This is a genomic window from Sphingomonas sp. AC435 (assembly GCF_979253005.1).
The window spans coordinates 1-18,199 of sequence record NZ_CEEDCJ010000010.1 but is presented as its reverse complement, the minus strand read 5'-3'; the positions used below and the strand labels follow the sequence as shown (position 1 = coordinate 18,199).

18 protein-coding genes and 1 pseudogene are annotated in these 18,199 nt (G+C 67.5%); 9 read left to right on the top strand and 10 right to left on the bottom strand.

The annotated features are described in order from the left end of the window. Nucleotides 1-30 precede the first annotated feature (30 nt). The 3 genes from AC0CH8_RS16195 to AC0CH8_RS16185 all read left to right on the top strand — a co-directional run bounded on the left by AC0CH8_RS16195 (nucleotide 31) and on the right by AC0CH8_RS16185 (nucleotide 3,028). A complete protein-coding gene (locus AC0CH8_RS16195; RefSeq protein ID WP_465240780.1) occupies nucleotides 31-807 on the top strand; it encodes an enoyl-CoA hydratase in 777 nt (258 codons plus the stop codon). Nucleotides 808-961: 154 nt separating this feature from the next. Further along, nucleotides 962-1,900: a 3-hydroxyisobutyrate dehydrogenase gene (gene mmsB / locus AC0CH8_RS16190; RefSeq protein ID WP_465240856.1), complete on the top strand. Its 939-nt coding sequence runs from the start codon at nucleotides 962-964 to the stop codon at nucleotides 1,898-1,900. 99 nt (nucleotides 1,901-1,999) lie between these two features. After that, complete coding sequence (locus AC0CH8_RS16185) at nucleotides 2,000-3,028, top strand: alanine racemase (RefSeq protein ID WP_465240855.1); 1,029 nt, start codon at nucleotides 2,000-2,002, stop codon at nucleotides 3,026-3,028. A 7-nt stretch (nucleotides 3,029-3,035) separates the two neighbouring features. Here the strand turns inward: AC0CH8_RS16185 and AC0CH8_RS16180 are convergent, their stop codons facing one another. From AC0CH8_RS16180 to AC0CH8_RS16165, 4 genes are all read right to left on the bottom strand, one after another. Beyond that, a complete protein-coding gene (locus AC0CH8_RS16180; protein WP_465240779.1) occupies nucleotides 3,036-3,509 on the bottom strand; it encodes a GNAT family N-acetyltransferase in 474 nt (157 codons plus the stop codon). Between the two features lie 95 nt (nucleotides 3,510-3,604). Then, nucleotides 3,605-4,237: a hypothetical protein gene (locus AC0CH8_RS16175; protein WP_465240778.1), complete on the bottom strand. Its 633-nt coding sequence runs from the start codon at nucleotides 4,235-4,237 to the stop codon at nucleotides 3,605-3,607. A gap of 575 nt (nucleotides 4,238-4,812) precedes the next feature. Further along, the gene (locus AC0CH8_RS16170) at nucleotides 4,813-6,000 is read right to left on the bottom strand and encodes an acetyl-CoA C-acetyltransferase (RefSeq protein ID WP_465240777.1); all 1,188 of its coding nucleotides are present in this window, start codon (nucleotides 5,998-6,000) and stop codon (nucleotides 4,813-4,815) included. Nucleotides 6,001-6,032: 32 nt separating this feature from the next. Next, nucleotides 6,033-6,911: an alpha/beta fold hydrolase gene (locus AC0CH8_RS16165; RefSeq protein ID WP_465240776.1), complete on the bottom strand. Its 879-nt coding sequence runs from the start codon at nucleotides 6,909-6,911 to the stop codon at nucleotides 6,033-6,035. Between the two features lie 206 nt (nucleotides 6,912-7,117). Between AC0CH8_RS16165 and phaR the strand changes: the two genes are divergently transcribed. The 3 genes from phaR to hslU all read left to right on the top strand — a co-directional run bounded on the left by phaR (nucleotide 7,118) and on the right by hslU (nucleotide 10,054). Then, nucleotides 7,118-7,696, top strand: coding sequence for a polyhydroxyalkanoate synthesis repressor PhaR (gene phaR, locus AC0CH8_RS16160; protein WP_465240775.1), 579 nt, complete (start codon nucleotides 7,118-7,120; stop codon nucleotides 7,694-7,696). Between the two features lie 423 nt (nucleotides 7,697-8,119). Continuing rightward, nucleotides 8,120-8,686, top strand: coding sequence for an ATP-dependent protease subunit HslV (gene hslV / locus AC0CH8_RS16155; RefSeq protein WP_465240774.1), 567 nt, complete (start codon nucleotides 8,120-8,122; stop codon nucleotides 8,684-8,686). Nucleotides 8,687-8,758: 72 nt separating this feature from the next. Then, nucleotides 8,759-10,054 carry an ATP-dependent protease ATPase subunit HslU gene (gene hslU / locus AC0CH8_RS16150; protein WP_204196167.1) on the top strand — a complete coding sequence of 432 codons (1,296 nt, stop codon included), beginning with the start codon at nucleotides 8,759-8,761 and terminating at the stop codon, nucleotides 10,052-10,054. Nucleotides 10,055-10,091: 37 nt separating this feature from the next. On the opposite strand, the gene AC0CH8_RS16145 is transcribed toward hslU, so the two are convergent. From AC0CH8_RS16145 to AC0CH8_RS16130, 4 genes are all read right to left on the bottom strand, one after another. After that, on the bottom strand, nucleotides 10,092-10,589 hold the full coding sequence (locus AC0CH8_RS16145) for a YaiI/YqxD family protein (RefSeq protein ID WP_465240773.1): 498 nt from the start codon (nucleotides 10,587-10,589) through the stop codon (nucleotides 10,092-10,094). Nucleotides 10,590-10,701: 112 nt separating this feature from the next. After that, a complete protein-coding gene (locus tag AC0CH8_RS16140) occupies nucleotides 10,702-11,181 on the bottom strand; it encodes a hypothetical protein (protein ID WP_465240772.1) in 480 nt (159 codons plus the stop codon). Between the two features lie 188 nt (nucleotides 11,182-11,369). After that, nucleotides 11,370-12,068 (bottom strand): hypothetical protein, encoded by a 699-nt coding sequence (locus AC0CH8_RS16135; protein WP_465240771.1) that lies wholly within the window; start codon nucleotides 12,066-12,068, stop codon nucleotides 11,370-11,372. A gap of 46 nt (nucleotides 12,069-12,114) precedes the next feature. Continuing rightward, a complete protein-coding gene (locus AC0CH8_RS16130; protein WP_465240770.1) occupies nucleotides 12,115-12,441 on the bottom strand; it encodes a hypothetical protein in 327 nt (108 codons plus the stop codon). 15 nt (nucleotides 12,442-12,456) lie between these two features. Here AC0CH8_RS16130 and AC0CH8_RS16125 point away from each other — a divergent pair. After that, nucleotides 12,457-12,708 (top strand): annotated as a pseudogene (locus tag AC0CH8_RS16125) (transposase); the annotation flags it as partial. Between the two features lie 313 nt (nucleotides 12,709-13,021). Here the strand turns inward: AC0CH8_RS16125 and rplA are convergent. Then, nucleotides 13,022-13,714 carry a 50S ribosomal protein L1 gene (gene rplA, locus AC0CH8_RS16120; protein ID WP_204195618.1) on the bottom strand — a complete coding sequence of 231 codons (693 nt, stop codon included), beginning with the start codon at nucleotides 13,712-13,714 and terminating at the stop codon, nucleotides 13,022-13,024. A gap of 4 nt (nucleotides 13,715-13,718) precedes the next feature. After that, nucleotides 13,719-14,150: a 50S ribosomal protein L11 gene (gene rplK, locus AC0CH8_RS16115; RefSeq protein ID WP_055845581.1), complete on the bottom strand. Its 432-nt coding sequence runs from the start codon at nucleotides 14,148-14,150 to the stop codon at nucleotides 13,719-13,721. Nucleotides 14,151-14,333: 183 nt separating this feature from the next. Between rplK and AC0CH8_RS16110 the strand changes: the two genes are divergently transcribed. Both AC0CH8_RS16110 and AC0CH8_RS16105 read left to right on the top strand, forming a co-directional pair. Then, nucleotides 14,334-16,577 (top strand): S9 family peptidase, encoded by a 2,244-nt coding sequence (locus AC0CH8_RS16110; protein WP_465240769.1) that lies wholly within the window; start codon nucleotides 14,334-14,336, stop codon nucleotides 16,575-16,577. A 149-nt stretch (nucleotides 16,578-16,726) separates the two neighbouring features. Continuing rightward, nucleotides 16,727-17,698 carry a hypothetical protein gene (locus tag AC0CH8_RS16105; RefSeq protein WP_465240768.1) on the top strand — a complete coding sequence of 324 codons (972 nt, stop codon included), beginning with the start codon at nucleotides 16,727-16,729 and terminating at the stop codon, nucleotides 17,696-17,698. Nucleotides 17,699-18,199 lie beyond the last annotated feature (501 nt).

Genomic DNA, 18,199 nt, shown 5'->3' with positions numbered 1-18,199 from the left:
GGGAGTGGCTTTATAGCTAAGGATGCATCGATGGCCGAATATGAGACGATCCTGGTCGAGCAGCGCGGCGCGGCGACGCTCGTCACGCTCAACCGCCCGCAGGCGCTGAACGCGCTCAACAGTCAGGTGCTGGACGAGCTGCTCCACGCGATGGCCGCCTTCGACAAGGATGCGTCGCAGGGCTGCGCCGTCCTCACCGGCAGCGCGAAGGCGTTCGCAGCGGGCGCCGACATCAAGGAGATGCAGGCGCAGGGCTTCGCCGATATGTACGGCCACGACTTCTTCGCCGGCTGGGACCGCTTCACCCGCACGCGCAAGCCGATCATCGCCGCGGTGGCCGGCTACGCGCTCGGCGGCGGTTGCGAGGTCGCGATGATGTGCGACTTCATCCTCGCCGCCGACACCGCCAGGTTCGGCCAGCCCGAGGTCAAGCTCGCCGTCTCGCCCGGCATGGGCGGATCGCAGCGGCTGGCGCACGCGGTCGGCAAGGCCAAGGCGATGGAGATGTGCCTGACCGGCCGTATGATGGACGCCGCAGAGGCCGAGCGGGCCGGCCTCGTCAGCCGCATCGTCCCCGCCGACGACCTGATCGACGAGGCGGTGAAGACCGCGCAGACGATCGCGGGCATGGCCCCGCTCGCCGTGCTGGCGAACAAGGAAATGGTCAACGCCGCGTTCGAAATGAGCCTGTCGCACGGCGTCCAGTTCGAACGCCGCCTGTTCCACGGCCTGTTCGGCACCGAGGATCAGTCGGAGGGCATGGCCGCCTTCGTCGAGAAGCGGGCAGGGGTGTGGTCGGGACGCTGACCCGCGCCACCGAGAACGCGCGCTCTCGCGGTAGTGGGACGGCACAAACCCAATCCGTTCGGGCTGAGCCTGTCGAAGCCCAGCCATCCGCAAGCGATCGGCACGTGAAGACAGGCCCTTCGACAGGCTCAGGGCGAACGGGTTGGGGCAGAAGGTGTGGTCGAGGCAGGGTTCTCGAACTCCAGTCGCCCACCTCAACGATCACGGAGCAGGAGAGGCACACATGGCACGCGTAACGATCATCGGACTGGGTAATATGGGTGGCGGCATGGCCGCGAACCTCGCGAAAGCCGGCCACACGGTCCGCGCCTTCGATCTGAGCGAGGACGCGCTGGCCCGCGCCGAAGCTGCCGGCTGCACCCGCGCGACCTCCGCCACCGACGCGGCGCAGGATGCGGAGGCGGTCGTGACGATGCTCCCCGCCGGTACCCACGTCGCCTCCGTCTACGACGAGCTGTACGCGGTGCTCGCCCCCGACACGCTTCTGATCGATTGCTCGACGATCGATGTCGCCACCGCCCGCCGCGTCGCCGAGGCTGCCGCCGCGGAAGGCTTCGTCGCCGTCGACGCGCCCGTCTCCGGCGGCATCGCCGCGGCGGCGGCGGGGACGCTGACCTTCATGGTCGGCGGCACCGACGCCGGCTTCGACCGTGCGAAACCGCTGCTCGACGACATGGGCAAGGCGGTGATCCGCGCGGGCGGCAACGGCGCGGGGCAGGCCGCGAAGATGTGCAACAACATGCTGCTCGGCGCGACGATGATCGCCACGTGCGAGGCGTTCGTGATGGCGCAGAAGCTCGGCCTCGACCCGCAGGCGTTCTACGACATCGCCAGCGTATCGTCCGGCCAGAGCTGGTCGACCACCAGCTATTGCCCCGTCCCCGGCGTCGGCCCGACGACGCCCGCCGACAACGACTACAAGGGCGGCTTCGCGACCGCGCTGATGTTGAAGGACCTGCGCCTCGCGATGGCCGCCGCCGCTGACGCAAACGCGGCGACGCCGATGGGCTCGCGCGCCGCCGAACTCTACGAAGCCTTCGCCGCAGAGGGGAACGGCGCGGTCGATTTCTCCGGCATCATCCGCACCTTGTGAGTATCGCCCGTCGACGATCGACGCCGTCGTTGACGCGTTCCGGCGCAACCGGGCTGGCCTGACCGGGGCCGCAGCGGCTATCGGGGCGGCGTGATCGACATCCCGCCTCCGCTTCGCCTGCTCATCGACGGTCCTGCGCTCGCCGCCAACTGGCGCGCGCTCGACCGGATGAGCGGTACGGCCGCGGCCGGCGCGGCGGTCAAGGCGGACGGCTACGGCCTCGGCGCGGTGCAGGTCGCCGAGCGCCTGGCGCAAGCGGGCTGTCGCGACTTCTTCACGGCGACCTGGGCGGAGGCGCAGGCGCTCGCGCCGCTGGGCCTGACCGTCTCCGTCCTGCACGGCCTTCGCGCTGAGGACGTGCCCGCCGCGCTGGCCGGCTTCGCACGGCCGGTGCTGAGCACCCCGACGCAGGTCGCGCGCTGGCGGGACGCGGGCGGGGGGCCATGCGACATCATGGTCGATACCGGCATGAACCGGCTCGGGCTGGCCGCGGCGGATGTCGCGGGCGGGATACTCGACGGCCTGACGATCGAAACGCTGATGAGCCACCTCGCGTGCGCCGACGAGGACTCCTCGATGAACCCGGCCCAGCGCACCGCGCTGCACGAATTGCGCGGCCGCACCGACGCACGTCGCCTCAGCCTCGCCAATTCGGCCGGCATCGCGCTGGGGAGCGATTACGCCTTCGACCTCACGCGCCCCGGCCTCGCGCTCTATGGCGGCATCGCCCGCGCCGAACTGGCGAGCGTGATCGCGCCGGTCGTCACCCCGCAGGCGCAGGTCCTGCAACGCCGCCGCGTGCCCGCCGGCGCGACGGTCGGCTATAACGCCACCTGGACCGCGCCCGCGGACACGGAGGTGGCGATCGTCAACCTCGGCTATGCGGACGGCTATCTGCGTGGATTCTCTGACCGCGGTGTGGCCACGGCCGGCGACGCGATGCTCCCGGTGATCGGCCGCGTATCGATGGACCTCGTCGCGCTGAACGTCGCTGCCGCCCCCGACCTCGCCGAGGGCGAGTGGGTGTCGATCGCCTTCGACCTCCCCACCGCCGCCGCCGCCTCCGGCCTGTCGCAATATGAACTGCTGACCGGATTGGGCGCGCGCTACGGCCGCGTCTGGACCTGAGCGCCGATCACGCCAGCATCAGCAACGCCCGACCGATGCGGTCCCCGGCCTCGCCCGTATCGCGGAAGCCGAGCTTGTGCAGCAGGCGCCACGACGCAAGGTTCGCCGGCCTGCACTCCGCGACGATCCGGCGATTCGGATTCGCCCCCTTTAAGGCGTGCAGAACGGCAGCAACCCCCTCGCTCGCATAGCCGCGCCCATGCCGCGCGACATCGATCCAGTACCCGATCTCGATCCGCTCGCCCGCCCGCAGATGCACGCCGACGCAGCCGACCAGATCGTCACCGTCCCACAGCCCCAGAAAGCACTCCTCCTCCCCGTTCCGCGCGATCAGCGCCACGGCAGCGTCGTCATCGAAGGGCGAGGACAGGAAATCGATCGGCCCGGTAATCGCGGGATGATCCGTCAACCGCCGCAGATCGCCGGCATCCCCGCGCGTCAGCGGGCGAATACGAAGGCGATCGACTGCCAGCCTGAACATCGGACCGATCAATTGCCGCCTCCGAGGTTGGCGCACCGAACGATGCGATGTCCCGTGACGTGGAAGATAGCATTTGGCCCGAGCATGATCAGACGTCACTTCGGCGCCGGATCGGCCTGTTTGCGGGTCGCGTAGATCGTGAAGACGCTGTCCGCTCCCTCTCCACCGAACGCTTGCGTTTTCGTCTGCAACCCGGCTCGGGCGAGCGTATCGCTTAAATTTTCTCCTTGCAGTGCGCCCATGGCGACGTTCGCATTGTCGATGCTCAGGTTTCTCGTCATCGCGCCGTGGATTTCGCAGAGCGTGGCCGCGCAACTGACGCGAAGCCTTTCGCGGTCGACATAGGGGATGGGTGCGATGGCGGCGTTGATGCTGCGCTCCGAGCGCGCGGCCCAATCGGCGTCGCGACGCTCCGTCCGGATGCGCTTATATAACGTCCGCGGGTCCCATGCCGGATCGAGTAAAGTAGCCTGCAATGCCGGATCATCAGGAATAGCAATGCCCTTCGCTTCGACCGGTGACGTTTCCCGGCTGCCGGCCGCTGCGCCCTTCGATCCGCCAATCGGCTGTCGATCAGCCGCACCATCGTGGAGGCTTGTTCCAGCGACGACCCTGACGCCCGATTCGATCGGCGTGATCGTCGGTCCGGGCGAATGGAACCAGAAATAAGCGCCTGCCGATAGCAGGATAACGGCAGCGGCAGTGGAGGCGACAACTATCCGGTTCATCAATGCCGCTCCACGCCCGCCTGTTCGTCGTGGATGATGCAGGTGAGGGCGCGGCCCGGCAAGTCATCGTTCACCGATGTCTTGCAACGACGGGTCAGTCGTCTCGCGCCACGCTTTCGGAGTCGACACTCCGCGAACCCCCGCAAAGACGTAAGCCGCTACTCATCTGGAACGAATTCCGCGTCCTGACGTGTCGCCCGTCCGAAACATCCACGTGGCAGGGCGCGATGAACGCGTTTGAGCGGCTTGCACTAAACCTGTCGAAGGATAGGGCCCGGCCGCTCTCCCCGAGTCCGGATGGTAGATCATAGGCGTGCTGGAAACGACGACCACGACCGGCTCGTATGAGGCGAAATGGTCGCGCGTGGGCGCCACGACGCCTCCGCACCGCACCATGCCGGGGATCCACCGCATCAGCACCTGCTTGGGCTGATGGTGGCAATGGCGGAATGTCACCGCTGGCGAAGGCGCCAACGAGAAGTAGGCGCAACGTCATATCGACACCGCCTACCGATCCGCTGCTCCGTCACGCGGCCGAGACAGGGATTTGAAGCGGGATATTCCGGCCCCCAGCCTCAGTCCCGCTCGAGGCACATGGCGATGCCCATGCCGCCGCCGATGCACAGCGTCGCCAGACCCTTCTTGGCGTCGCACTTGCCCATTTCGTAGATCAGCGTCGTCAGCACGCGCGCGCCCGACGCGCCGATCGGGTGACCGATCGCGATCGCGCCGCCGTTGACGTTGACCTTCTCCGCGTCCCAGCCCAGCTCCTTGCCGACCGACAGCGCCTGCGCCGCGAACGCTTCGTTCGCCTCGATCAGGTCGAGTTCGCCGATCGTCCAGCCGGCCTTTTCCAGCGCCTTCTTCGACGCGGGCACCGGACCGATGCCCATGACCGACGGATCGACGCCCGCCGACGCCCAGCTGCGGATCGTCGCCAGCACCGGCGCGCCGCGCTTCTCGGCCTCGGCGCGGCTCATCACCACGATCGCCGCCGCGCCGTCGTTCAGGCCGGACGCGTTCGCCGCCGTGACCGTGCCATCCTTCTTGAACGCAGGCCGCACGCCAGACACGCTGTCGATCGTCGCGCCGGCGCGGATATACTCGTCGTCCGCCACGACCGTGTCGCCCTTGCGACCCTTGATCGTCACCGGCGCGATCTCGTCACGGAACCGGCCCGAGCTTCGTGCAGCCTCCGCCTTGTTCTGCGAGCGCACGGAGAACTCGTCCTGCTCGCCCCGCGTCACCTGATATTGTTCCGCCAGATTTTCGGCGGTGATGCCCATGTGATACCCGTTGAACACGTCGGTCAGACCGTCCTTGACCATCGTGTCGACCAGGCTCAGGTCACCCATCTTCTGGCCGCCGCGCACCGACTGCGCATGGGCGGAGAGCGACATCGATTCCTGCCCGCCCGCGACGACGATCGTCGCATCGCCGGTCGCGACCGCCTGCGCCGCCAGCGCCACCGCGCGCAGGCCGCTGCCGCACACCTGATTGACGCCCCAGGCCGGGACTTCCTTCGGCACGCCCGCCGCCATCGACGCCTGCCGCGCCGGGTTCTGGCCCTGCGCCGCGGTCAGCACCTGACCCATGATGACCTCCGATACGTCCTCGCCGGCGACGCCCGCCTGCTCCAGCGCCGCAGTGATCGCGATCCGCCCCAGCTCATGCGCCGGCGTCGTCGCGAACGCGCCCAGGAAGCTGCCGACCGGCGTGCGCTTGGCGGCGGTGATGACGATATCGTTGGGGGCGCTGGCCATGACGTGTCGAATCCTCTCGAAAAGCTGGTTTGCTATGTAGGCGAGGGGAGGGCCGCGATCCAGTCGGCAAGCGGTTGCCACAATGTCACCCGCGCCCGGCCGCCGACGATCATCCCGACATGACCGGCCGCAACGGCCCTGCGATCGGGCAGGCCGGCGGCGGTCGCGGCAGGCACGATCCGGTCGGTCGTCGACACGAACTCCACCGCCGGCACCGTCAGCGCGGCAAGGTCGACCGGCACCCCAGCGACGTGCCAGACGCCGCGCCCCGGCGCATCGTCGGCAATCATCGCGAACAGCTCCGCCCCCGCCGCATAGGTCAGCGGCGCGCCCGCATTGCTCCAGTCCTCCAGCCTGATGAATGCCTTGGCCGGCGCGCTGTCCGGGTCCATCCGTCCGAACGCCTCGAACTTGGCGATCGTGCGCGCCGGGTCGAGCCGCCAGAACCCCGCCTGCAACACCTCCATCGGCACCAGCCCCAGCGCCTCGCACGTCGGCTGCGCGCCGTGCCATAGTCGGGCGATGTCGGCCCGCGCTTCGCCATAGCCGTCGAACCGCCAAGGGGCTGCGATCGTCGCCACGCCCGCGACCCGCGACCGTGCCGCCGCCGCCAGCGCCATCGTGCCGCCGAGACAATATCCGACCAGCACCGGCGGCCGGTCGAACGTCGCCAGCAGCGGCAGCAGCAGCGACTCGACATGCCCCGCCACCGACAGCGCGCGCTCCGTGGCGCTCGGCTCGCCCCAATCGAGCAGCCACGCCGCGAATCCCTGCGCCGCCAGCCAGCGCAGCAGCGACTGTTCCTCCGACAGATCGAGCACTGCCGGTGGATTGATGAGCGACGGCACCAGCACCACCGGCATTCCCTCTCCGCCGGTCCCGCGCAACGTCACCCGGCCGTAGCGTCGCACGTCTTTTGGGGGCGGCAGGACCTGCTCGCGTCGCGCCCTTTGATACCGCGCCAATCCCGTCAATGCCGCAGCGCGGCGCGCGGGATCTTTTGCGGTTTCGCTGCGCAGCATATCGAGGAACAACGGCAGCGGACGCGGCGCGTGTTGCGGTGCGTCATCGTTAGGCCTAGGCTGTTCGAAAGAAGACGACACTCGGGGGGATTTCCATGAAGAAGCAGAACGTCGGCGGCGTCGTTATCATCAAGAAATACGCGAACCGTCGCCTCTACAATACCGAGACGTCGTCCTACATCACGCTCGATCACCTCGCCAAGATGACGCGAGAGGGCCGGGACTTCAAAGTCGTCGACGCCAAGACCGACGAGGACATCACCCACAATGTCCTGACCCAGATCATCATGGAAGAGGAAAGCCGTGGCGAGACGATGCTGCCGGTCAATTTCCTGCGGCAATTGATCTCCATGTATGGCGACTCGATGCAGTCGATGGTCCCCAGCTACCTGGAGGCGTCGATGGACAGCTTCCGCCGCAACCAGGAACAGTTCCGCTCGGCGGTCGAGGGCGCCTTCGCGACCGGCCCCTTCGCGGAGATCGCCAAGCGCAACATGGCCATGTTCGAAGCCGCCGCCACCGCCTTCAAGCCCCCCGTCGGCGGAGTGCCCACGCCGGCTCCGACACCGCCGTCTTCGACACCGGCGACCGACGACGCGAAGGACGACACACTCGCCGCGCTGAAGGCGGAAATGGCGGCATTGCAGGCGAAGGTGGAAAAACTCGGCGGCTGATGTTCCCCGTCATGCCGGGCTCGTCCCGGCATCCAATCCTCCACACGTCGTGAAGAAGGTTGCTTCGCGCGGAGGCGCGGAGAAGAAGTTTTAAGGCGCTGCGCGCGTCCCATCGAGGTCCGCCGCCTAACCAAGCCCGTCATTGCGAGCGCAGCGAAGCAATCCAGTCCCACGCCCGCAACGCAGGATCACCGCCCGGCGCGTGCTGCCCGCGACGACATCCCGCTCCCCAGCGCCGCAGGCATTCATCCCAATCGGCCGACCCCACGGCCACCCACGCCATACCGGAAACCTTCTTCTCCGCGCCTCCGCGCGAACCCCTTTCTTATCTCCGGTCTTGGCGGCTTCCCAATCCATCCCCTTCTCCAGGCGCAAGGCCCACGCCTCTTTGCACCCGCCGACCCGCCCCCCATATGGCGCAGCATGAGCGGGAACGAATCCTCCATGCCGGTATGGCATGGCACCACCATCCTGTCCGTCCGTCGCAACGGCAAGGTCGTCGTCATCGGCGACGGGCAGGTTTCCATGGGCCAGACGGTCATGAAACCCAACGCGCGCAAGGTGCGGCGGCTGGGTGCTGACGGCGCGGTCGTCGGCGGCTTCGCAGGGGCCACGGCGGATGCCTTCACCCTGTTCGAGCGGCTGGAGCGCAAGCTGGAACAGCATCAGGGTCAGTTGCTGCGCTCCGCCGTCGAACTCGCGAAGGACTGGCGCACCGACAAATATCTCCGCAATCTGGAGGCGATGATGATCGTCGCCGACAAGGACGTGACGCTGATCCTGACCGGCAACGGCGACGTGCTGGAACCTGAGAACGGCGTCGCGGCGATCGGCTCGGGCGGCAATTACGCGCTCGCCGCCGCCCGCGCGCTGGTCGACTACGAGGCCGATGCCGAGACGATCTGCCGCAAGGCGATGGCGATCGCCGCCGAGGTCTGCGTCTACACCAACGACCGCCTCACGATCGAGACGCTGGACAGCAGCGTGTGAGAGACGAGCGCGCCAGCGCCTCCACTTCCTCCACTTCGCGTCTCCACTTCCTGTGAAATGAACAACTTGTCCATGAACGACCAACTCACCCCGAAAGCCATCGTCGCCGCGCTCGACGCGCACATCATCGGTCAGTCCGATGCCAAGCGCGCGGTCGCCGTCGCATTGCGCAACCGCTGGCGGCGGCAACGCCTCGGCGCGGATCTTCGCGACGAGGTCACGCCCAAGAACATCCTGATGATCGGGCCCACCGGCTGCGGCAAGACCGAGATCAGCCGCCGCCTCGCCAAGCTGGCCGACGCGCCGTTCGTTAAGGTCGAGGCGACCAAGTTCACCGAGGTCGGCTATGTCGGCCGCGACGTCGAGCAGATCGCCCGCGACCTCGTCGAGGAAGCGATCCGCCTCGAAAAGGAACGCCGCCGCTCCGCCGTCAAGGACAAGGCCGAGGAGGCCGCGCTCGACCGCCTGCTCGACGCGCTGACCGGCAAGGGGTCGAGCCAGGCCACGCGCGAGAGCTTCAAGCAGCGCTTCCGCGACGGCCACCTCGACAATGCGGAGGTCGAGATCGAGGTCGAGCAGGCCCCGTCCATGCCCTTCGACATCCCCGGCGGCGCGCCGCAGATGATCAACCTCGGCGAGATGATGAAGTCGTTCGGCGGCGGTCAGCAGCTCAAGCGCCGCAAGCTCACCGTCCGCGCCGCGTGGGACAAATTGGTCGAGGAGGAGGCCGACAAGCGCCTCGATCAGGACGAGGTCAGCCGCACCGCGCTGGCCGATGCGGAGGCGAACGGCATCGTCTTTCTCGACGAGATCGACAAGATCGCGGTCAGCGACGTGCGCGGCGGCTCCGTCAGCCGCGAGGGTGTGCAGCGCGACTTGCTGCCGTTGATCGAGGGCACGACCGTCGCCACCAAATACGGCCCGATGAAGACCGACCACATCCTCTTCATCGCGTCGGGCGCGTTCCACGTCGCCAAGCCCAGCGACCTGCTGCCCGAGCTTCAGGGTCGCCTGCCGATCCGCGTCGAACTCAAGGGCCTGACCGAGGCCGATTTCGTCGCGATCCTGTCCGACACCAAGGCGTCGCTGCCGATCCAGTACAAGGCGCTGCTTGCGACCGAGGAGGTCACGGTCGAGTTCACCGAGGACGGCATCGCCGCCGTCGCCCGCATCGCCGCGGAGGTGAACGGCGAGGTCGAGAATATCGGCGCCCGCCGCTTGCAGACCGTCATGGAAAAGCTGCTCGAAGAGGTCAGCTTCGACGCCGAGGACCGCGCCGGCCAGACGCTGATCGTCGACGGCGCGTATGTCGACCGGCAACTCGCCAGCATCGCCCGCAACACCGACCTCAGCCGCTTCGTGCTGTAAGCGCCGTCCCCCCTCTCTTCACGAGAGGGGGGAGCGATCACACCGATCGCCCCAACTTCACCAGAGCCGCATCCAGCGCCGACAGGAACCGCGACCGGTCCGCTTTCTGGAACGGTGCCGGCCCACCCAGTTGATCCCCGCCTGCCCGCAAGTCCGCCATGATCGCCCGCGTCGCGATCGCCCCGCCGATCGACGCCGCCGTAAACGGCTTCCCCGTCGGCGAGAGCACGGTGGCGCCCGCCTTCAGGCACCGGTCCGCCAACAGGATATCCGCCGTCACCACCACGCACCGCGCGTCGGACTGCTCCGCGATCCAGTCGTCCGCCGCATCGAACCCGTCGCTCACGACCACGCGGCTGACCAGGGGATGCGCCGGAATGCGTAGATGCTGGTTGCTGACGATCACCACCGCCACCCCCACGCGCCACGCCACGCGGTAGATCTCGTCCTTCACCGGACAGGCATCGGCATCGACCAGGATACGGCGGGGATCGGAAATGGCGGCGCTCCGGATGATCGGGGGAGGGGGGGGCACGCGCTCCTACTCTACTCCCCGCGTTTTTTTGGGGAGTTGCCGTGGAGGTCATCTGCTTCGGAGTTCGGTCGGGGAAGCGTCGCCTTCGCGGTTCCGCGCGCGCGAACGGGTATCAGCCTTCCTCCGTCAGCAGCGATCGTGCCCGATCGGTCAACGCGACAGTATCGGGCAGCAACGCCAATGTCCGTGCCGCCAATACGCTACTGCCGACGTTCGCATCGAAGGTGAACAGGCTGTCGCGAAAGGCGAAGCCCAGGTTCACCGTCGCTCCAAAGCTACGAACATCCACCCGAACGATATTGGACCAGTCACGAGACCGCAGCCGCATGACCCGATACGTGATGCCAGCCGACGTGATGACCAGACGGGGGCTGAGATTGTTGCTTGCCACGCCCACCCACGGCAGACCGCGCAATCCGGTAAAGGTGGCGATCAGCGGCACGACTTTCCCGCCATTGCCGTCGTCGACGATCGGCAAGGGCGCGATCGATGGTCGACCGGACCGCATCCACCGCCACACGAGCCACGGCAGACCAAGCGTGACGAGCAGGCCAAAGAGAAACAGCAGCGTCTCGACGATGAACTTCTGCATCAGCGCACTCCCCCCATCCGCCGTACGTCGCTTCACCCGGATGTCCAGACTGGCCGCAAGGCGGTGCTGGACGGCAGGCTGTGGAGGAGCCGGACACGCCGTCGCCCTAACCGTCGAAGCACGCCCGGCGACGTCGGTCGACGTTCAAAGCAGCATCGCCGCACGTGATGGAGCACCGGTCATGCTCATCACGAGTGCGGGTCGAACGCCCGCGTGACCGCCGCCTCCAGCAACTCGCCGAAGCGGTGGCCGGACAGGTTGCCGCGCGGGGCCATCTTCGGATGGCAAATGCCGAGCATGTGCATCTCCGTATCCAGCACGGTCGGTGCCCATTGCACGTCACCTGCCTTGATCAGGCAGATGCGGCCATAACTGCCCATATCCTCGAAACCCGGCAACCGGTTGACTGCCCAGTCGAACCGAGGATCGCGCCGCCGGATCGCCTCACCCTCCAGCCGGCCGAGATCGGCGAGGACGCTGTAATAGATGTCCGGCCCGGTCCGGTCGCTCGCCATCAGGCCGTGCTCGTCCGGATTCGGCGTCTCGTCGCCCGAGATCGGCGAGAAGGGGCGCTTCGGCAGCGCCTCGTCCAGCCACGCATCCACCGCCCGCGCCGCCGGCAGTCCGTCCGCTGCCGGGTCGAGCATCGGGTCCACGCTCACGCCTCGTGCACGCAGATAGTCGCCGACGACCGCGAGCCGCTGCGACTGACCCGCCAGGAAGCGTGCGAGGTTCTCGTCCTGCTGGGCGGCGGTCAGCTTCGCCGCCGGGCCGGCATAGGCCGGCGGGTCCGGCGGATAGTCGCCGAACAGCCGCCGCAACGCCGCGCCCGTGTCGTCCACGACGGGCACATCCTTGCCCCGCAACTTGTCCCAGAAACCAGCCATCGAAACAGCCTAGCGCTGGATCGGGGTCGCGTCAGCCGTCATCGGGTCAGAACCAGCCCTTGACGGTGTCGAACACGCCCTTGCCGGCCGCGTCCCCGGCCAGGGCCCCGCCGATGCCGCCGATGACGCCACCGACAACCGTCCCCACCCCGGGGAAGATGGCGGTGCCGACCGCCGCGCCGACGGCCGCGCCGCCCCAGCCGCCGGCGGCCCCGCCGGCGAGGCCGCTGGCGGCGCGCCCGGTATTCTCACCGATGCGGTTGCCGTCCGCGCGGAAGGCGGAGCCGACCTCCACCGCATCCATCACCAGCCCCACCGGCCGGGCGACCTTGCCGACCTTCGACAGCAACTCGCCGCCGCCGGTTTGGGTCACCCCGCTTGCTTCCATGACCGAGGATATGACGCCGCCTGATTCAGGGACGCCCTCGAAGCCAAGGGTATCCAGCCCGGCATCCCGGACTGCGGATCGCGCAACGAACCGGTCAGATACGACAAGCGCCGATACAGACGCCGCAGCCGCATCGAGATCATGTTCGGGCGCCTGAAGGACTGGCGTAGCGTCGCTGCTCGCTACGACCGGTGCCCCATAGTCTTCTTCTCCGCGATCCCCTTCACGGTCTCCGCCATCTTATGGCTATGACCAATGAGTCCCGACCTTAGGGAATGGGCATGAGCAGATCGCCAGTGGGTACCATGTCGACGGCTCGTAGCCCTTCGAGCATGTTGATCGGCAACGCCGGTTACCCGATACGCTGGCTGCGGCATGATATTCGTTCCGCTGGCTTACTCATGTTGGTCGGACCATTCCATAGCCCCAGCGGACACAGGAACTGAGGGAGTCAGGTTCGGGCAGGTACGTCAAATACGACATCACCAAAAGAAGAAGGGCCGCAGGATCACTCCTGCGGCCCCCAATCTCACTCCTTCCGATCCCGGAAGGAAGCCGACGGCGATTACGCCCCCGCGACCTCGGTCGTGTCGACCTTGATCCCCGGGCCCATCGACGACGACAGCGCGATCTTGCGGACATACTTGCCCTTCGCGCCCGACGGCTTGGCCCGCACGACCGCGTCGACCAGCGCGTCGAAGTTCGCGCGCAGGTCCTCGGCCGGGAACGACGCCTTGCCGATGCCCGAATGGATGATGCCGGCCTTCTCGACGCGGTACTCGACCTGGCCGGATTTGGCATCCTTGACCGCCTGCGCGACGTTCATCGTCACGGTGCCCAGCTTCGGGTTCGGCATCAGGCCCTTGGGACCCAGCACCTTGCCGAGGCGACCGACGACGCCCATCAGGTCCGGGGTCGCGATGCAGCGATCGAAATCGATCGTGCCGCCCTGGATGATCTCCATCAGGTCCTCGGCACCGACCACGTCGGCACCCGCCTCACGCGCTTCGTCGGCCTTGGCGCCGCGCGCGAACACGCCGACGCGCACCGTCTTGCCGGTGCCCTTGGGCAGGTTCACGACACCGCGGACCATCTGGTCGGCGTGGCGCGGATCGACGCCCAGGTTCAGCGCGACCTCGATGGTCTCGTCGAACTTGGCAGTCGCGTTGGTGCGGGCGAGGGCGATCGCTTCGTCGATGCCGTGCAGCTGCTCGGGATTGATCGACAGCGTCTTCTGCTTCTTGGTCAGCTTGGCCATCGGATCAGCCCTCCGTCACTTCGAGGCCCATCGCGCGGGCCGAACCTTCGATGATCTTCGTCGCGGCGTCGATGTCGTTCGCGTTCAGATCCTTCATCTTGACCTGCGCGATCTCCGACAGCTGCGAACGCTTGATCTTGCCCGCGACCGTCTTGCCCGGCTCCTTGGAGCCCGACTTGATGTTGATCGCCTGCTTGATCAGGAAGGTCGCCGGCGGCGTCTTCGTCTCGAAGCTGAACGAACGGTCGGCATAGACCGTGATCTTGGTGGGGATCGGCGTCCCCTTGGCCATGTCGGTCGTCGCGGCGTTGAACGCCTTGCAGAACTCCATGATGTTCACGCCGCGCTGACCCAGCGCGGGTCCGATCGGCGGTGCGGGCTTCGCGTCGCCGGCAGGAACCTGCAGGTTGATGTAACCTGTAATCTTCTTTGCCATGTCACTCTCGTTTCAAGTTTAGCGGTTCGTGCGAACGCGTGGCGTTCTCCCGCGGAGGCTTCCGTCGCATGTGCTTGGAAGCGGCGGGCCTTACCGGTCATCTTCGCAAAAAGCAATCCGCTTGCGGGGCGGGAATCCGCCGCTACTGTCCGCGCAACAATCGTATATTCGGGGGTACAATCCATGCGTTCGTCCGCGCTCGTCACGCTCGCCCTGCTGCTCGCGCCGCTCCCCGCTTTCGCGCAGGTCGCGGCCCCGCTCACGATCGAGACCATCTTCGGCAAAAGCGCGGTCCGCGGTGAGAGCAGCGCCACCGGCGAGTGGACGAAGGACGGGCAGGGCTATCTCGCGATCGAGCCGGCGAAGGACGTGAAGGACGGAAGCGACCTCGTCCGTTACGACGTCACCGGCCAGAACCGCCGCGTCGTCGTGTCGGCGAAGGACCTCGTCGACAAGGCGACGGGCAAGCCCGTGTCGATCGAGGAATACAGCTTCTCCCCCGACGAACGCCGCATGCTCGTCGCCACCAACACCAAGCGCTTCCGCCGCACCAATGCCTATGCCGATTACTGGCTGCTCGACCTCGACGCCAAGAGCTTTCGGAAGATCGGGGGCGACGCCGCGCCGCAGACGCTGATGTATGCCGAGTTCTCCCCCGACGGCAGCCGCATCGCCTATGTCCGCGACAACGACCTGTACGTGGAACCAGCTGGCGGCGGCACGCCGCAGCGCCTGACGCGCGACGGTTCGGACCTCATCGTCAACGGCGTCGGCGACTGGGTGTACGAAGAGGAATTCGGCCTGCGCAAGGCATTCGCGTGGAGCCCCGACTCGCGCAAACTCGCCTATTGGCGCTTCGACACGTCGGGCGTCGACACGTTCGACATGATCCAGAACACCGGCGGCCAGTATTCCAAGGTCATCCCGCTCCAGTACCCCAAGGCCGGCACCGCCAATTCCGCCGTCCGCGTCGGCGCGGTCGATGTCGCGGGCGGCGAGACGACGTGGTTCAAGCTCCAGGGCGACCCGCGCCAGAACTACGTCCCGCAGATGAGCTGGGCGGGCAAGTCCGGCCGCGTCTTCATCCAATATGCGAACCGCCTCCAGAACACCTATCAGGTGATGCTCGGCGACCCCGCCACCGGATCGACCACGCCGCTGTTCGTGGAGAAGGACGCCGCCTGGGTCGAGGCGAACGCGGCTCCCGAATGGCTCCGCAACGACGCCGGCTTCACCTGGATGAGCGAGCGCGACGGCTGGCGGCACCTCTACGTCGCCTCGCGCGACGGCAAGCGGCTGGAATTGCGCACCCCCGGCAAGTTCGACGTGGTCGACCTGCTGACCATCGACGAGGCGAGCGGCTGGGCCTATTTCACCGCCTCGCCCGACAACCCGACGCAGCTCTACCTCTACCGCGCCGCCCTGTCCGGCAAACCCCGCGTCGAGCGTGTCACCCCGTCCGCGCAGGCCGGCTGGAACAGCTACGACATCGCTCCCGGCGCGCACTGGGCCAAGCACACCGTCTCGCGCTTCGACACCGTGCCGATGACCGAGATCGTCGACCTCCAGACGCAGCGCAGCGCCCGCGTGCTCGCCCGCAACGCCGCAATCCAGGACACCGTCGCCAAGTCCGGCCTGCCGAAGACGGAGATGACGCGCCTCGACGTCGGCAAGGGCCTGATGCTCGACGCGTGGATCATGCGCCCCGCGAACTTCGACCCCGCGAAGAAATACCCCCTGCTCGTGCAGGTCTATGGCGAGCCCGCCGGCCAGACCGTCGCCGATCGCTGGGGCGGGCGGGGCGCGATGTGGCACCGGATGCTGGCGCAAAAGGGCTATATCGTCGCCAGCATCGACCCCCGCGGCACCCCCGCCCCGCGCGGCCGCGAGTGGCGCAAGGTCATCTACCGCCAGATCGGCGTCCTCGGCCCGATCGACGTCGCCGCCGGCGTCCGCAAGTTGCTCGCCGACCGCCCCTATATCGACCCGTCCCGCGTCGGCATCTGGGGCTGGAGCGGCGGCGGGTCGAGCACGCTCCACGCGATGTTCCGCTTCCCCGACCTGTTCAGGACCGGGATCGCCGTCGCGCCCGTCGCCGACCAGACGCTGTACGACACCGTCTATCAGGAGCGGTACATGGGTCTGCCAAAGGACAACCCCACCGGCTTCCGCGACGGCTCCCCGATCACCTACGCCGCCAACCTGAAGGGCAACCTCCTCGTCATCCACGGCACCGGTGACGACAACGTCCACTATCAGAACACCGAACAGCTCGCTGACAAGTTAATCGGCGCGAACAAGCAATTCTCGATGATGGCTTATCCCGACCGCACCCATTCGATCAGCGAGAAGGAGAATACCACGCTCCACCTCTACACGCTGATGACCAACTACCTCGAAACTAACCTGCCCCCCGGCGGCCGCTGAACTCCCTCAGGCCCCTCCCCTGAAAGGGGGAGGGGTAGAACAACCCGCGGTACCGCCCCAACCCCGGAGGGGAGGGGAGACACGCACCCCCACCCCGACGCGACCCACACCCCCTTGCGATGTTGGAAAACCCGGCCGACGCTCGCCCCATGCCCAGAGCCCTCACCCGCGAACAGTCGCTAGAGAACGCCGCCTTACTCCGCCTCCTGCGCCGCACCGGCAACGTGCGTCAGGCCGCGCGCGACCTCGGCGCCCACCGCGCCCGCTTCACGAAGCGCCGCAACGCGCACCCCGCCTTCGCCGCCGAATGGGACGCAGCGCTCGCCTTCGCCGCCGCCCGCCTGAACGCGCGCGACATCACGCCCTCCGCCACCGACGCCAACGCACCCCGCCTCATCCGCACCCGCGCCGGCCACCTCCAGCTCCGCGCCCCGGCTCGTCGCCAACTCACCACCGAACACGAACAGGCGTTCCTCGCCGCCCTGTCCGCCACCGCCAACATCCGCCTCGCCGCCAAGGCCGCCGGCTTCTCCCACTCCGCCTTCTACGCCCGCCGCGACGCCAGCCCCGCCTTCGCGCGCGAGATGCGGATGGCGCTGAAGACCGCGCGCGAACGTATCGAGATGGCGCTGATCGAAAGCTTCGATCCCGCCTCCGCCCGCGACGACGCGTGGCGGCGCAACGACCCGCCACCGATCCCGTCGATGACGCCCGAACAGGCGATCATGCTCCTGCAACTTCACGACCGCTCCGCCCGCCACGCCGCCGAGCGCCCCGCATCACGCAAGCTCCCGGCCGAAACCCGCGAGGCGTGGCAAGCCCGCGTCGCCGCCACCCGCGCCGCGCAACGCGTCATGCAGGAAGAGGAGGAGAACGCCATCGCGATCGCCCGCCTCGACGCCTTCGTCCGCCGCACCAGACACGAGCCCCCCGCGCCGAAACTGCCCGCGCTGGATCAGGTGGTGCCGACGCCAAAACCACCCCGGACGCCCCCGCGCCCCAGAAGCGCTGTCGTCCAAACGCCGCAGCCGACCGCTCCGCCGGTCGAACCGCTCCCCGACGAGATCGCCATCGCCCTCCAACGCCTCGACGCGTTCATTCTAGGCCTGCCGAAGCGCTGATCCATCTCTACCGTTCGCCCTGAGCCTGTCGAAGGGCCGCTTTCCATAGGCGTTGGACTGCCGGAGAGAGGCCCTTCGACAAGCTCAGGGCGAATGGAGGGGGGGCTCGATCCGTTCGGGCCGGGCGTATCGAAGCCCTTCTCTCCACAGGCGCTCGCGCCGTCTACCTCATCCGCAGTGCGGCTATGACCTGATGCATCGCTGAAGTGCTGATCTGAAGCGGTCGTTCCGCCACCCATCGTGCCCGCGAACGTCCGCTTTCGCCCGGTCGAGTCCCAAAGCTTCCTGGCAGCTCCCGGCCCACATTACGGTCGTAGCATCATATCTGAAGCAACGTCCGCCTTAGGCGGTGCCGACGGCAGCGCGAATGGCCGGTATTGGGCGAAAGCAGACGCCGGTTCAGGTGGGCTGATTGATGCTTCTAGCCTAGGGTCAGGACCCATTGATGTGAGAGGCGCGATCTGATTCAGGCTCTGAGAGGAGACTGGAATGAGCGACCTG